This is a genomic window from Aequorivita sinensis (assembly GCF_006346335.1).
GTDB lineage: Bacteria > Bacteroidota > Bacteroidia > Flavobacteriales > Flavobacteriaceae > Aequorivita > Aequorivita sinensis.
This window is the reverse complement of the sequence record NZ_VDMC01000002.1, coordinates 305,843-321,447: the sequence shown is the minus strand read 5'-3', so window position 1 is coordinate 321,447 and position 15,605 is coordinate 305,843. Positions and strand designations below refer to the sequence as shown.

The following is a 15,605-nucleotide window of genomic DNA, read 5'->3' as shown; positions in this document are numbered from 1 at the left end:
TCTATACAATATAATTAAAAGGGAGCTTTAAAATAGCTCCCTTTTTTTGTTCTACATATTAAAAGTGAATTAGATAACCATTAATTGAATAGTAGAATGCATATATTATAAGCTAATTAGAACTTACACCATATAAAAAGGGAACCAATTTGGTTCCCTTTTTTATTGTATTAGACTTGGAAGTTAGAGGTTATCCTTCAAACCCACCTTCGTCAAATCCACCGCCACTGCCTCCGTTAGGACGTTGACGTTGTTTCTTCTGGTTGAAGCGATAGGTGAAGGTTAAATTAACTTGTCTAGCTCTCCACTGAAATTCACTTTCACTAGTAAATGAGCTTGTAGTAGTTAAACTATTTCTTTTACGTGTGTTAAGTAAGTCACTAACATTTAAAGATAAAGTTCCATTGTCATTAATGATATCTTTACTAATAGCCATATCTACAGATAGGATTCCGTCGCTTTCTGTTTGAGAATTATTTCTTGGACCACGGTAGAAAGCATTTGTTTGCCATTCGATTTTCGCAGGTAATTTTACCTTACTGCTAAATCTTCCAAAATAACTAACATCTTCTGTTCCGTAATCTACACCGTTGAAAAATCCTTCAGACTTAAACATAAAGTAATTAAAGCTTCCGTTAAGTGTAAGCCACTTATTAGGGTTGTATAATAAACCTGCTTCAAAACCATATCTTTTGTTAGTAGAAAGGTTAATAGGAAGGGTACGGATAATTGGAATTCCATTACTTGTAGTTTCTCCAGTTTCTTCTTGAACTCTTTCAAAAGAATCTGTTTCGTGTTGGTAGTAAACAGAACTCGATAATGTTAGCTTTTTCCAGCTCTTTAAATATCCTAAATCGAATGCACTAGAGTAGGCAGGGTCTAGGTTAGGGTTTCCTTGGAATACGTTTGCTTCACTTGAACGAGAAGGGAAAGGATTGATAAACCAGTGTCTTGGACGGTTAATACGTCTGTTGTAACCAAGTGTAATATTTTCACGATCACCTAACTCGTAAGTTAAGTTTACTGTAGGGAAAAGCCCTGTGTAATCCTTGTCGAAGTTTAGGTTAATAGGTGAATTTGTATCAACATTTTCAGCATCTACACTACCTTTTAGTTGGGTGTTTTCAAGACGTAAACCTAATAGAAAAGAGAACTTTCCAAACTTGTTTCCGTACTGAGTATAGAAAGCGTGTACATTTTCTTCGTAGTTGAAAATATTAGAAAGGCTATCATTTCTGTGATAAACACCAGAAATACCGTCTTCTTGTAATAAGGTGTAATCTGTGATTGTTTCTTCAAAACTTCCACGGTATCCCGCTTCAAATTGTGCATTTTCACCTATAGGTAATACATAATCCGCTTGTGCTAAGTATTCTCTATCTGTTCTTTTTTGAAGAATATTCTCAGAAGGAAGTGTAATAAATTCTGGGAATAAACGATCTTCAGTAATTAATGAATTTTCATCGTCCTTTCCGTAATCATACTGAAAATCGGCAGTTAGTTTATGTCCGTTGTCATTAAAGTTATTTACATAATTCAAAGAGAATTGATAGTTAGAATCGTCTTCTCCTTCGTATTCAATTCTTCTTATTTTCTCTTCAGTTTCATTGTTGTTTCTGTTAAGAGTGTTGTTGGTTGTAACATCATCTCCAGTTCCTTTTCTGTAGAATCCACTTGCAGTGATTGATGATTTGTCGTTAATAAAGTACTCTATACCTAGGTTGGTGTTAAAACCTTTACCCATCCTGTCGTAATCTCTGCGTTCAATAACTTGATCGAAAGTTGGGTCAACAGTTACAGGATTTCCATCACCATCAATAAAATTTCGTGAAAAATAATTATTATCGAAATGTGCTTTTCCTGGAGCTTTTCTGTAATAAACACCTGTAGTGTTAAAAATATTGAATTTGTTGGTTCTAATATTTATGTTTCCAGAGGCATTACTATTTGTAGGTACACCTATAGTAGTACTTATAGAACCATTAACACCTAACGTTTTTTCTTTTTTAAGAATGATGTTTAGAATACCTGCAGTTCCTTCTGCGTCATAACGAGCCGAAGGAGAAGTAATAACTTCAACTCTTTCAATAGCTTCAGCAGGTAATTGGCGTAAGGCATCGGTAGAGCCAAAACCAGCAATAGCAGAAGGCTTTCCATTTATAAGAATACGAACGTTTTCATTTCCTCTTAGTGCGATTGCTCCATCTACATCTACAGTTACAGATGGTACGTTGTTTAGTGCGTCACTCACTGAAGCACCTCCCGCAGTAAGATCTTTCCCGATATTGTATATTTTTTTGTCTAGCCTTATTTGTACCTCTGTTGTTTCGGCACGCACAACTACTTCGTCTAAACTTGCTGCGTCTAAATCAAGTTTTATTGTAGGAAGTGTGGTGTTTTTTGTAAAATTTTGATTTTTTAATTCTTTAGTTTTATATGAAATAAATTCAAACCTCACTGTATAAACTCCAGTTGGAACATCAATTTTATAGTTTCCATCTAAATCGGTAATGCCACCTGTTACAGTTTTACCTTCTCTATTTATGAAAGAAACAGTAGAATATTCTAAAGGGTAGTTTGTACCTTCTTCAAGAATGGTTCCTTTGATTGTAACTTGTTTTTTTTCAGGGGACTGAGCTACTGCATTATAGCTAATAATTAAAAATAAAAAGGGCAATAAGTATTTCATGAGTAGAGTTAAAAAATTAACTCACGAAAATAGTATTGTTAGAATTGAATTCTGCTAATTTTCTGTTAATAATACCCGCTGAAAAGCCCGTTAATGTTAAACTATAGAGGACCTAGATTAAAGTAACTCTAGGATATTTTCTGGTGGTCTACCGATTACTGCTTTTGTACCTTTTACAGCTATAGGTCTTTCAATTAGTTTTGGATTTTTAATCATAGCATCAATAATCTGCTCGTCTGAAAGATCTTTGTCTTTAAAATTTTCTTTCCATTCCTTTTCTTGAGTGCGCACAAGTTCAATTGGTTTAATACCTAGCAATTCTATAATTTGTTTTAACTCCTGTTTTGAAGGTATGTCTTCAAGATATTTTACAACATTAATGGTTTCCCCTTTTTCTTCAAGAAGTTGCAATGCTTGTCTAGATTTACTGCATCGTGGGTTGTGATATAGAGTGGTCATTTTTTCTTTAGGATTTAATATTTTAATGTTTTGTAAAAATAATAGAAATAAAAGTTCAAATTGAATTAAAAATCTGAGTTTAGTAGCTCTTCTATTTCCATTTCATAATCATACTGCAAGTCTTCGTGAAGGGTAGATACTTTTTTCTGTATGTATTCAATTTGTCTATTATAAAGATTGATAAGTGTTGTATTTCGTTTAATAGAGGGTTTAAAATCTTTTAGTTTATGACAAAAATAAAGCAATAATTCAACCTCAGTTTCTTTGTTCTGAGAATAGCGAATAAACTTTTTAATCTCTCTTAGGATTTTCCGAACGCTTTTTTTAATAAAATAGAAGGTTTTAGTGTTTATACTCTCAAAATCTTCATCTATCTTGGTTTTTATACTTCTTATAAAAGCTTCTTCATTAGCAGATTCAAATAATAAATAAGTGAGTAGCTCTTTATTTTCTTTTTTAAACTTAGAAAGCCTAAGGCAAAGTTCTAGTAGTTCTTGAGTAGAACGATGATTAAGTTCGGTTTTGATTTCCTTTAGGCTGGCTGCTTTCATAATAAAGTTTGCAGTAAAGGTACATTGGATTTGGAGAAATTAAAACTCCTTAAGATTTTAAACATTTTTAAAATAAAGAAACTTATTGCGGAATAAGGAAACAATTTCAACTATGAGCTTCTTTTGAACTAAGGAGTGCTATTTCTTAATACTTACCGAACCTTTCATTACAATATGTATACTGCAGAAATAATCAAAATTAGAGGTAATCTTTTTTGAAAAAGAATCTCCTTTATTCAATGTTTTAGAAGCCCATTTCTTATTGATTTCTGTTACGTCGTGAGGAACGATGTCTTTATTAACCCATTCTATTATATCACCTTTTTTTACTTGAATTTTTTCTGGGACAAATTTCATCTGATAAATATTAACTACATGCCTTGTAGGTGTGTTTGAATTAGATTCAGTAGTACTTAAGCTAGAAAACAATAGAAAAATCATCGTTGTTCCTAAAACTAATACAGTTTTTCTTAGCGAAAAGATTTTAAGAGCTTTCATTTTTTAAGAATTTTACTTTGGGCCATTTTAGCATGATGATAATGTGTTTCCAAGATTGGAACAGCAGTTTTAAGTAATGCCTTTAGCTCTGTGTTTTGAGATTGAGGAATCAACAATGTATTTACAGCATCAATCACTGTTTTGTGATATGCCACTTCATTATTTATGTATGCTTCGTCAAAAGCTTTTCCTTTTACCGACTTTAATTTTTTAGTGGTTTCATCGGCTTGGTTTAACAAGGACTTACTTACAGGATTGTCTTTAGGATTAACGCCAAGTTTAGTAACAAGTTCTACAGCAAGATCTATAATTGCTTGGTGATCGTTAATCATGGTATTTGCAAATTCACGTACGGCTGCATCTTTTGATTTGGCAATAGCAAGTTTTGCATAATCGATGTCGATTTGGTTAGCTACAACCGCAACATTTGCAATTTCGGCATCATTTAATTGTGGAGTTTCTTGGGCATAAATGCTAATAGAAGTAATGAAGGTAAATACTATTATAGCAAGTGTCTTAATAATCGATAGTGTTTTCATAGTGTCTGATTTTAGATTTAACCTTTAATTGTTAGTATTGGTTTGATGCCATTAAAACTTTTAGGTTACATTAATTCCAGATTATTTATAATTATCGTTTGATGATACTTTATTAGTGGTCAAGGGTTTATAGAAATATCCCCATTAATCTTAATTGGGTTTTACGATTATCTTAAAATTTGAGTGAGAGTATAGTTTTTTTGTTAATTTTAAAGTGAATTTATAAGTCATATATCCAATTTTGAAAATAACAATTACAGTTACTTCTATTCTTTTATTTACAACTCATTTTATACATGCTCAAACGGTTGCAGAAGGTAAAGTTTATGAAACCTATGATAATATTATTGGTGTAGAAAACACTGGATTATTTAACGGGACAGAATTTACCGACCTTTTCTTAAATACTAATGGAACTTATAGATACTTTAAAGGTTATGATTATGTAAGAGGAGCGGTAAGCTATAATGGCGAGTTTTACAGCAATGTATTGTTGAAATACGATTTGTTAGAGGATAATCTTATTACTCATTCTGAAGGTAAACTAAGTGTTTTCAATGTAAAACTTTTCCCAGATTTTGTCACATCCTTTTCAATTTACAACCGGAATTTTGTGAAGTTAGTAGATATAAACTTACCGTTACCTGGAAATGGTTTTTTTGAAGAGGCTTATCTCGGAAACCAGTTCAAGCTTTACATTAAACACAGTAAAAGGAAAAAAGATAAGGCATTAAATAGTGGAGTTCAGTATCAATTTTCTATAAACAATTATTACTTGTTAAAGGTAGGTGGAAACTACATGGTAATAAATTCGATTAAAGACTTGCGAAGAGCCTTGCCGGAAAGAGAGGATGATATCCGAAAATATTATAAAAGTTATAAAAAACTCTATAAGTCTAACCCAGATAATTTTATGATTAAACTTATAACACATATAGAAGGACTCTCAAAACCCTCTAAAATTTAAATATTGAAGCCGCGCTTTATGCAAATTAATTTCCTGGCAATTCTTATGCTATTACTTTCCACTGTAGGCTTGTTTGGTCAAACCGAACAGAATATTACAGCTACGTTTAATAATTCACCATTAAAAGAAGCCATTCTTAAAGTGGAATCAATTTCTAATAAAGAATTCTATTTTGAAGAAACTTGGCTGAAGGGATATTATGTAACAAAAACTTTTAAAAATGAATCTTTAAGAGAGGTTTTAGAAGGACTTTTTAGTAACACAAACATCAATTACGTGCTTAAGGATAACAAAGTTATTCTTCTTAATAATACCTATGTCTATACTGAATTGCCTCCAGATTTTTTCAATGAAGTGACACAGAAAGAAAATTCGATAGAAGTCAAAAGCAACGCTCCTATTTTTCAAGAAGAATATGCCAATAGTCATACTGTTCACAAAAGAAAAATGGTAACTATAGGGAAACAACGCCCAAATACTTCTAATAACACATATGTACTCTCAGGAGTTTTTAAAAATTTTAATACAGGGGAACCTCTTGCAAATCTTTCAATTTCTACAGTAGATAGAAGTAAATATGCTATTACTGATTCTGAAGGAAAATATAGTATTCGGCTTCCTTATGGTTTAAATAAGTTAGAAACAAACTTATTAGGGTTCGAAAAAATACGTCAAGATGTAATTATGTATGGAGATGGTTCGCTTAATATCGAATTACTCGAAAACACCGAATCATTAGAAGAAGTGGTGGTAAAGTCTAATAAAGATGCCAATGTTCGCGATGCTGTTGTAGGTGTAACTAATATAGACATTGAGTCGATTAAAACAATTCCCTTGGTATTAGGAGAGCGTGATGTTTTAAAAGTAGCTACCACTATGCCAGGAATTAAAACCGCTGGTGAAGGGTCTAGTGGGTTTAATGTTCGTGGTGGACGTTCAGATCAAAATCTAATTTTATTAGACGATGCTGTTTTATACAATCCTTCTCACTTTTTAGGGTTCTTCTCGGCAGTAAACCCTTTTACAACGGGAAGCATGGAAATTTATAAGGCTAGTATTCCAGCTGAATACGGTGGCCGACTTTCTTCAGTTTTTGATATAGAAACCAAATCGGGTAATATGGAAAAGTTTGCTGGAGAAGGGTCTATAGGGCCTATAACCGCCAACCTCGCGCTTGAAATACCTGTGGTAAAAGAAAAAGCTTCATTAATAGCCGGGTTTCGAGCTACGTACTCCGATTGGATTTTAAGAAGTCTAGATGAAGATAAATTAAAAAATAGCGAAGCTTCTTTTTACGATGGAATTGTAAAATATAAACACAATATAGATAATGATAATTCAATTCAAGGGACAGTTTATTTCAGTAAAGATCGATTCAGCATAACTTCCGATTCAATTTTTGATTATTCTAACCGATTGATTTCATTAAAATACAATCATGCCTTTAGTGAAAAGAGTAAAGCTGAACTTATTTTAGTAAATAGTCAGTATCAATACGAAGTAAATTATGAGGCTGATGCCAATCAAGATTTTGAATTTGATTATCAGTTAAACGAGTATCAAGCGAAGTTAAACTTCAATTATAAGCTTAATAATAAGCACAGATTGAGTTACGGTTTAAGCAGTAAATTGTATGCTATAGACCCTGGAAATATTAATCCTATTGGTGAAAACTCTGATGTACTGGCTAAAAGTATAGACAGAGAGAAAGGGTTAGAGTCTGCAATTTATCTAGCCGATTTGTTTGAAGTGAATAAAAAGTTTCTTCTAGATTTAGGGTTGCGCTATTCTTTTTATTCAGCGTTAGGCCCTGCAACTCAAAATATTTATTCTTCTGGGGTTCCTAAAAGTGATAGCTCAATAGAAGAGGTTAAAGAATTCGGCAATAATGAATCTATCAAAACCTACGGAGGCTTAGAATATAGATTTTCAGCAAGATATTTACTAGGAAACGATTTTTCAGTGAAAGCTGGATTTAATAGAACCATTCAATATCTACATTTACTATCTACCAATACCACACAATCGCCTACAGATATTTGGAAGCTTTCAGATTTAAATATCGAGCCTCAACGTGCAAATCAATACAGCTTAGGTTTCTTCAAAAACCTATCAGAAAAAGACATTGAGTTTAGTCTAGAAGGGTATTACAAAACAATGGCCGACATATTAGATTATAAAATTGGCGCACAATTAATAATGAATGATGAATTGGAAACCGAGTTACTGCAAGGTGAAGGAAAAGCGTATGGAGTTGAATTTTTAGTAAAAAAGAATAGTGGAAGGTTTAATGGATATGTTGGTTATAGTTACTCTCGTTCACAAGTGAAATTAGATAGCCAACTTATGCAAGAGCGTGTAAATAATGGCGAGTTTTTTTCAGCTAATTATGACAAACCTCACGACTTTTCAATTGTTGCCAATTATAAATTAACTAAGCGTTTTAGTTTTTCTGGAAACTTTACTTACCAAACTGGCCGACCAATTACATATCCAATAGGGCGTTATGTTTTTGCAGGAGAAGAACAAGTTTTATACAGCGACCGAAATCAATTTCGAATTCCAAATTATTACAGATTAGATTTAGGCGTAAACATAGAAGGGAATCATAAACTAAATAAGCTAGCACATAGCTTTATTAATATTTCAGTTTATAATGTATTGGGTAGAAATAATCCGTATTCAGTGTTTTTTGTAAATGAAGCGGGAGAAATTAAAGCGTATAAAACTTCTATTTTTTCGATACCAGTTCCTACAATAACATATAACTTTAAGTTTTAGGAATTATGAAAGCAAACCTATTATATATCGTTCTTTTCGCCATATTTTTAAATCTATGGGCTTGTACTGAGCCGTATGAAATTGAGACAGTAGATTTTGAAAGTGTTTTAGTTGTGGAAAGTACAATTACTGATGAATTTAAACCTCAAATCGTAAAACTAAGCAAGACAACAACTTTAGAGAATCCTGAAATATTATTTGAAAACAATGCAACTGTTGTAGTCAATACAAATACTGGGAGCACCTTTGATTTTATATGGGACGCTTCTGAAAATTATTACGTTTCGGAGATGCCATTTAAAGCTGAGCCTAATGTTGCATATACATTAAGTATAATCACCCAGGACGGGAAACGATATTCTTCTTCTGAAGTTGTTCTCCCGCCATCAGTTGAAATGACTGAAGTTTATACAGAACGCGTAGTTAATACAGCAGAAAATAAAGATGGGGCTCATGTTCTGGTGAACACAGAAGATCCTACAGGAAGCGCAAAGTACTTTAGGTATGAATACGAGGAAACTTATAAAATTGTTGCACCAAATCCATCCCCGTATTATGCCGAAATTGTGAATTACGATTTTACTCGTGGTACTTATGAAGTTATCCTTACGCCTAGAGAACCTGAAGAAATATGTTATACTACCGAGTATTCAACAGGAATCATACAAACTTCCACTACCGAACTTAACGATAATAGAGTCAATAGATTTCCAGTGAAATACCTTTCTAAAAATGATGCCAAAATGCAAACTCGGTATAGTATCTTGGTAAAGCAGTACGTACAGAGCGTTGAAGCTTTTACATTTTATAAAGTAATTAAAGAGCTAGGCAGCATTGAGAGTTTGCTTTCACAGAGTCAACCTGGTTATGTGGCAGGTAATATAACTTCAGAAGATAATCTAGACACTAAAGTAATAGGTTTCTTTGAAGCCTCATCAATGACATCTAAAAGGATTTATTTTAACTACGAAGATGTTGGTCTTGAAGAGCCGCCGTATTTTGTGGATTGTGAGGTTTTAACATTAGATTATAACGACGCTACTGTCTTGGATGACGACCCAAATGAACGCGAAGCACTATATCAACTTATTACTTATAATGACTATCAAGTCCTTTCAATGAGTACTACTTTAATATATCGAGTTGTTCAACCTGAATGTAGTGTTTGTACTTATTTTTCTTCTAATGTAAGACCTGATTTTTGGATAGATTAATTATGAAAAAAAGCATATTTATAATATTACTCATTCTTTTGGGAAACGCCACTTTTTCACAAATCCCGAACCAAGATTTGTCGGTAGAGCCTAATGTTTTTCCTAAAGAAAAATTAGCGCTTACAATTAATTCTAACATACTATTAGCTGGGGAATTATTGCAATACAGCACTTTAAATTTAAATGAAGCAAGTAAGAAAAGTAAACTGAGCAAAGTAGTGTATGTTTCTATGCGAAATGAAAACGATTCGGTTGTTTTTCATCATAAATTAAAACTTTATAACGGAAGAGCTAATGGAGATTTCTTTATTCCTGCAACTTTGAAATCTGGAATTTATAGACTTATTTCCTATACAAATTTCTCTAAAAATAACAGGTTAGATGCTTATGCTTTAAAAACGATTTACGTAATAAATACATTTATGAAAATGGATAAAGTGAAGAATGCTTCAGATTCTATTCACTTAAATTTTTCTACAAAATTCAGCAGAGTTTCTACTTCGGATGAAAGTAATCAGCAAATTAAAATTGTATCGGATAAAGCTACTTATGGCCCTCGTGAAAAGGTGAGTTTAAAATTAGAAGGAATCTCGAATGAAATAAATGGCAATTTTGTTTTATCTGTCAGAAAACTGAATCCAATAGAAATCTCAGGAAAAACATCTGAATCGGTTAAAGAGAACTCTTCCGATGTTTTCCATATACCCGAGGTACGGGGAGAGTTAGTTTCTGGTACTATTTTAAACAATGATGGAAATGTTCCTGTTAAAAATAAAATAGTTTCATTAACGATACCTGGAGAAGATTTCATTTTTAAAAGTACATCTACTGATGCAAACGGGCGATTTTTCTTTTCAGTATCAGAAGGCTACAGTTCTGATAAAGGAATAATTCAATTGAGCTCTAAAGATTCAAGAAAAGAAAATTACACTATAAATATTGATAAAAAACATTTGAAATTAAATGGCTTTAAAAGGAGGGTTTTGAGTTTAAATCCTGAATTGAAGAATTGGTTACAAGAAAGAAGTGTGCAATTACAAATTGAAAATGCCTATTTCGAAACCAAAAGAGATAGTATGAAACCACATAAAACCACTTCAAGATTTTATAACAACTTAGGAACGGTATATAATTTAGACGATTATACTCGCTTTTCTACCTTAAGAGAAACCTTTGTAGAAGTTATTACACTTGCAGCAATTCGTGGAAACGAAGAAAATGGCAGGTTTATCATTTACAACGCTTATGATCCTAATAGAATTGCAAAATTTAATGATATTCCACCTTTGGTTTTGTTAGACGGAATTGAAATAATAAATAATGAAGATCTCATTAACTACAATCCCCGCCAAATTAAAAGTGTAAGAGTGATTACAGAACCGTATAGATATGGACCAAAAATTTACAGCGGGATTATAGCTGTTGAAACTATAAAAGGTGATTTTACACCGAATAGCACAGATAAAAGTATAAAAGTTTTCGATTTAATTCCAGCAGTGGCAGAGAAGGAATATTATAAACCTAATTACCAATCAGGAGCGAATAAGCTTTCTCGAATTCCAGATTATAGAGTACAGCTAATATGGAATTCGCAAATTGAAAGGCTAAATGATGGCTTTATTGATAGTTTTTTTACCTCAGATATTCCTGGAACCTATCAAATTTCTATTGAAGGATATGGGGTTAATGGGGAGTTTCACTATTCAACAAACAATTTTATGGTAATTCATTAAAACAAATGTTAAATTATTGTGTATTTATGTTAATATTTTGTTATCTTTAAGGAGCATATTTAATATTAACATCAAACCTCCTTTTTTTATCATGCTTCACTGGAAAGCAATATTTATTATTTTATCTATTGTGTTCGGCGTAATAGGATTTATAGGCATTGGAGATGGACCAATAGAACCTGCACAATTTGTTTTTGCAATATTTTTAGTTCTCTTAATGTCTTTATGGGTTTTCGATTTTGTAGGAAAGAAACGAAAAAGAAGATTATAATTTATTTAATACGTTAAATGTTTTGATATATAGTATTTATTTCAAATTAATTTCATACTTTTACTAAACATCATATCGGGGTGCTTAAAGTTTTAATTAACAGCTGAGATTATACCCGTAAAACTTCGAGATAGGTAATGCTAGCAGAAGGAATATGATTTGCAAAGGGAACATAGATTCAAATCTTGTTCCCTTTGTTTTTTTTCTATAATGAGATTTCTATAGAAATTTAATTCTTATAATTCGTCCGACTTTTCTTCCTGTCCAGTCATCATTAGATAGGCTTTTAAGAAACCGTCAATCTCACCATCTAATATAGCGTCTGTATTTCCTGTTTCATGTCCTGTACGAACGTCTTTTACTAATTTATAGGGATGTAAAACGTAATTGCGAATTTGTGAACCCCATTCGATTGCCATTTTACTATCTTCAATTTCGGCACGTTGAGCTTGTTGTTTGCGAAGCTCAATTTCGTACAATTGCGATCGAAGCATTTGCATAGCCTTTTCACGGTTTTCTAATTGGCTACGGGTTTCGCTATTGTGAATAATAATCCCACTAGGGTGGTGAGTAAGAATAGCTTTTGTTTCAACCTTGTTAACATTTTGACCTCCAGCTCCGCCACTACGTGCGAAATCCCAAGAAATATCGGCAGGGTTTATATCAATTTCTATACTATCGTCAACAAGTGGATATACGTAAACACTTACAAAACTTGTATGTCTTTTGGCATTACTATCAAATGGTGAAATTCTAACTAATCTATGTACACCATTTTCACTCTTTAACCATCCAAAGGCATATTCACCATCAATTTCTAGGGTTACAGTTTTTACTCCAGCAACATCACCAGATTGAAAGTTGAGCTCTTTTACCTTAAAACCATTCTTTTCTGCCCACATTAAGTACATACGCATAAGCATTTGTGCCCAATCGCAACTTTCTGTTCCACCTGCTCCTGCGGTAATTTGCAGTACAGCGCTCATATCATCGCCTTCTTCGCTTAGCATATTACGGAATTCAAGGTCTTCGATGGCGTTTTCGGCTTTTTCAAAAATAGCGTCAACATTTTCAGCAGTACCTTCACCTTCTTTATAGAACTCTAAAAGGATTTCAGCTTCTTCAGTAAGTGATTTTGCTGTTTCGTAGTCAGTAACCCATTTCTTTTTGGTTCGTAGTACTTTCATAAAAGTTTCTGCTTCCTGAGAGTTATTCCAAAAGTTGGGGTCAAAAGTTTTTTCTTCGTCGTTTGTAATTTCTATGTTTTTGCCATCAATGTCAAAGATAGCGCCTCAAGGCATCTAACCGTGTCTTAAGGTCTTTTATTTGGTCTGTTGAAGTCATATAATAATTAAGAATTTCAACAAAAATACCATTAACTTCGTGAGTAGGATATATATTTCGGCTAATTTTATACTTTTCTGAAGATTGCTAATTGAACCCAAGAATTTCACAATTATAATATGATAATAGATTTAAGAAGTGACACCGTAACAAAGCCTACAAAGGAAATGATGCAGGCCATTATGAATGCTGAAGTTGGAGACGATGTTTACAAAGAGGATCCTACAGTTAACAAATTGGAACAAAAACTAGCGGAATTGTTCGGGATGGATGCTGCGTTATTTTTTCCTACAGGAAGTATGGCAAACCAAGCAGCTATTAAAATGCATACACAACCAGGAGAGCAATTAATTGCAGATAAATGGGCTCATGTATATAATTATGAAGGAGGCGGTGCTTCTTTTAATAGCGGTGTTTCTTGCAAATTGATTGACGGACACCGAGGCATGATAACAGCCCAACAAGTAGAAGAAAGTATAAATCCTCCAGATTTTTATCACAGTCCCTTAACCACATTGGTTTGTTTAGAAAATACAACGAATAAAGGTGGCGGTGCCTGCTATAACTTTTCAGAAATTGAAAAAATTAAACAAGTATGTGATAAGCACAATTTAGGTTTTCATTTGGATGGAGCGCGAATTTGGAATGCTTTAATAACTAAAAATGAAGATCCTCAAGCTTATGGAAGAGTGTTTGATACTATTTCTGTCTGCCTAAGTAAAGGCTTAGGAACGCCTATAGGAAGTGTGCTACTCGGTAATAAAGAGATAATGAAAAAAGCAATGCGTGTCCGCAAGGTTTTAGGAGGAGGAATGAGGCAAATTGGATTTATGGCAGCCGCTGGAATATACGCTTTAGACAATCATTTGGAACGCTTAGGGGAAGATCATAAGAAGGCTTCAGAAATAGCGGAAGTCCTGTCAAAACAATCATTTGTAAAGAGTGTGGAGCCTACTGAAACAAATATTGTTATCTTTTATCTTTCTGAAGCGATTTCAGAAGAAAAATTTATGGCCGATTTGCTTCAGAAGAATATAAAAATAAGTGCGATGGGGCAGGGGAAACTTAGAATCGTTACTCATTTAGATTATACCGACCAAATGCACTCAAGGTTTTTAGAAACGATAAATAATTATTCATAATAAAATTCAACTTATGCTAAATATTTCAGCATCATATACCGACTTATATCAACTGACAATGGCTCAGGTTTATTTCAAAACCAAACCAGATAGTACAGCTGTGTTTGATTATTACTTTAGAAGCAACCCTTTTAAAGGTGGATACACGATTTTTGCGGGACTTCAAAATATCCTTGAAATCCTTGAAAATTTACGTTTTACGGAGGCCGATATTGAATATTTAAAGACACACGATTTCGAAGATGATTTTCTCGAGTATTTAAAAAACTATAAATTTCAAGGAAACATAAATTCAATTAGTGAAGGTGATATAGTTTTTCCTACGAGTCCGATTTTACAAGTTGAAGGTAATATTATAGAGATTCAGATTATTGAAACTGTATTGCTTAACATTTTAAACTTCCAAACGTTAATAGCAACAAAGGCAAGTAGAATTCGCTACAGTGCCGGTGATAGGGTATTACTTGATATGGGCTTACGTCGTGCGCACGCTACGGGAGGATATTTTGCAACAAGAGCTGCAGCAATTGGTGGTTTTAATAGCACTAGTAATGTAAAAGCGGCTGAGGATTTCAATATTCCAGCTTCTGGGACTATGGCACATTCTTTTATTCAAAGTTATGGAGATGAACTTCAGGCATTTCGAGATTTCGGAAAAATACGATCTAAAAACTGTGTGCTTTTAGTGGATACTTATAATACATTAAGAAGTGGAATTCCAAACGCTATAACCGTAGCGAAAGAAATGGAAGAGAGAGGAGATAGGTTGATGGGAGTGCGATTAGATAGTGGGGATTTAGCCTATTTAGCTAAAAAGGCACGTAAGCAACTTGATGAAGCAGGACTGGAGTATGTAAAGATAGTAGCTTCTAATCAACTAGATGAATATGTAATTAAAAGTTTGAATGAGCAAGATGCCCCTATCGATATATTTGGAGTGGGAACTAATCTGGTTACTGGTAAACCAGATGCATCATTAGGTGGTGTATATAAACTTTCAGAGTTTAATGGTGATCCAAGAATAAAAGTTTCAGAAAACATCATTAAAGTATCCTTGCCTTGTAAAAAACAAGTGTATAGAATGATTGATGATAATGAAATGTTTTTAGGAGCAGATGCTATTGGAATTGCTTCAGAAGATAAAATTAAAAGAATGTACCACCCATTTGATTTTAATAAGGAAATGGATTTGCAAGATTTTAAACACGAGGCTTTATTAAAACCTGTAATGGTAAATGGGGAAAGTACAATAGGCAAAAAAACAATAAACGAAATAGCTGCATTTACTAAGGAACGTCTAAAGTTATTACCAGCCGAATACAAACGTTTTGAAAACCCACATATATATAAGGTGGGTTTAAGTGAAGCGCTAAAATCGCAACGTGATAAGTTAATTGCAGCACATAAGTCTTAAATT

General features: G+C 33.1%; 12 protein-coding genes. 6 read left to right on the top strand and 6 right to left on the bottom strand.

Annotated features, from left to right (window positions below):
• Nucleotides 1-190: 190 nt before the first annotated feature.
• From FHP04_RS04420 to FHP04_RS04400, 5 genes are all read right to left on the bottom strand, one after another.
• Entirely contained in the window at nt 191-2,689 is a 2,499-nt protein-coding gene (locus tag FHP04_RS04420) for an outer membrane beta-barrel family protein (RefSeq protein ID WP_139854774.1), read from the bottom strand.
• A 117-nt stretch (nt 2,690-2,806) separates the two neighbouring features.
• Nucleotides 2,807-3,148 (bottom strand): arsenate reductase (glutaredoxin), encoded by a 342-nt coding sequence (arsC, locus tag FHP04_RS04415; protein ID WP_139854773.1) that lies wholly within the window; start codon nt 3,146-3,148, stop codon nt 2,807-2,809.
• A gap of 65 nt (nt 3,149-3,213) precedes the next feature.
• Nucleotides 3,214-3,699: a hypothetical protein gene (locus FHP04_RS04410; protein ID WP_139854772.1), complete on the bottom strand. Its 486-nt coding sequence runs from the start codon at nt 3,697-3,699 to the stop codon at nt 3,214-3,216.
• Nucleotides 3,700-3,837: 138 nt separating this feature from the next.
• Complete coding sequence (locus FHP04_RS04405; protein ID WP_139854771.1) at nt 3,838-4,197, bottom strand: plastocyanin/azurin family copper-binding protein; 360 nt, start codon at nt 4,195-4,197, stop codon at nt 3,838-3,840.
• Nucleotides 4,194-4,736, bottom strand: a complete 543-nt coding sequence (locus FHP04_RS04400; RefSeq protein ID WP_139854770.1) for a DUF4142 domain-containing protein — start codon at nt 4,734-4,736, stop codon at nt 4,194-4,196. The genes FHP04_RS04405 and FHP04_RS04400 overlap by 4 nt, the downstream gene beginning before the upstream one ends.
• Before the next feature lie 241 nt (nt 4,737-4,977).
• Between FHP04_RS04400 and FHP04_RS04395 the strand changes: the two genes are divergently transcribed.
• The 4 genes from FHP04_RS04395 to FHP04_RS04380 are packed head-to-tail and all read left to right on the top strand — an operon-like array spanning nt 4,978 to nt 11,431.
• The gene (locus FHP04_RS04395) at nt 4,978-5,703 is read left to right on the top strand and encodes a hypothetical protein (RefSeq protein ID WP_139854769.1); all 726 of its coding nucleotides are present in this window, start codon (nt 4,978-4,980) and stop codon (nt 5,701-5,703) included.
• 18 nt (nt 5,704-5,721) lie between these two features.
• Nucleotides 5,722-8,484 (top strand): carboxypeptidase-like regulatory domain-containing protein, encoded by a 2,763-nt coding sequence (locus FHP04_RS04390; RefSeq protein WP_139854768.1) that lies wholly within the window; start codon nt 5,722-5,724, stop codon nt 8,482-8,484.
• Between the two features lie 5 nt (nt 8,485-8,489).
• Nucleotides 8,490-9,698: a DUF4249 domain-containing protein gene (locus FHP04_RS04385; protein WP_139854767.1), complete on the top strand. Its 1,209-nt coding sequence runs from the start codon at nt 8,490-8,492 to the stop codon at nt 9,696-9,698.
• 2 nt (nt 9,699-9,700) lie between these two features.
• Nucleotides 9,701-11,431, top strand: a complete 1,731-nt coding sequence (locus FHP04_RS04380) for a hypothetical protein (protein WP_139854766.1) — start codon at nt 9,701-9,703, stop codon at nt 11,429-11,431.
• Between the two features lie 507 nt (nt 11,432-11,938).
• Here the strand turns inward: FHP04_RS04380 and prfB are convergent.
• Nucleotides 11,939-13,046 (bottom strand): peptide chain release factor 2 gene (gene prfB, locus FHP04_RS04370; protein ID WP_139854765.1). Its coding sequence is split into 2 segments (ribosomal slippage): nt 11,939-12,982 and nt 12,984-13,046, totalling 1,107 coding nucleotides; the frame shifts between segments, so codons are not numbered across the junction.
• A 119-nt stretch (nt 13,047-13,165) separates the two neighbouring features.
• Between prfB and FHP04_RS04365 the strand changes: the two genes are divergently transcribed.
• On the top strand, nt 13,166-14,188 hold the full coding sequence (locus FHP04_RS04365; protein WP_139854764.1) for a threonine aldolase family protein: 1,023 nt from the start codon (nt 13,166-13,168) through the stop codon (nt 14,186-14,188).
• A 13-nt stretch (nt 14,189-14,201) separates the two neighbouring features.
• Nucleotides 14,202-15,602, top strand: coding sequence for a nicotinate phosphoribosyltransferase (locus FHP04_RS04360; protein ID WP_139854763.1), 1,401 nt, complete (start codon nt 14,202-14,204; stop codon nt 15,600-15,602).
• Nucleotides 15,603-15,605: the final 3 nt, after the last annotated feature.

Coding starts and splice junctions, on each gene's coding strand:
- FHP04_RS04405 (WP_139854771.1), bottom strand. CDS start 4,197: ATGAAAGCTCTTAAAATCTTTTCGCTAAGAAAAACTGTATTAGTTTTA.
- FHP04_RS04420 (WP_139854774.1), bottom strand. CDS start 2,689: ATGAAATACTTATTGCCCTTTTTATTTTTAATTATTAGCTATAATGCA.
- FHP04_RS04410 (WP_139854772.1), bottom strand. CDS start 3,699: ATGAAAGCAGCCAGCCTAAAGGAAATCAAAACCGAACTTAATCATCGT.
- FHP04_RS04390 (WP_139854768.1), top strand. CDS start 5,722: ATGCAAATTAATTTCCTGGCAATTCTTATGCTATTACTTTCCACTGTA.
- arsC (WP_139854773.1), bottom strand. CDS start 3,148: ATGACCACTCTATATCACAACCCACGATGCAGTAAATCTAGACAAGCA.
- FHP04_RS04360 (WP_139854763.1), top strand. CDS start 14,202: ATGCTAAATATTTCAGCATCATATACCGACTTATATCAACTGACAATG.
- FHP04_RS04385 (WP_139854767.1), top strand. CDS start 8,490: ATGAAAGCAAACCTATTATATATCGTTCTTTTCGCCATATTTTTAAAT.
- FHP04_RS04365 (WP_139854764.1), top strand. CDS start 13,166: ATGATAATAGATTTAAGAAGTGACACCGTAACAAAGCCTACAAAGGAA.
- FHP04_RS04400 (WP_139854770.1), bottom strand. CDS start 4,736: ATGAAAACACTATCGATTATTAAGACACTTGCTATAATAGTATTTACC.
- FHP04_RS04380 (WP_139854766.1), top strand. CDS start 9,701: ATGAAAAAAAGCATATTTATAATATTACTCATTCTTTTGGGAAACGCC.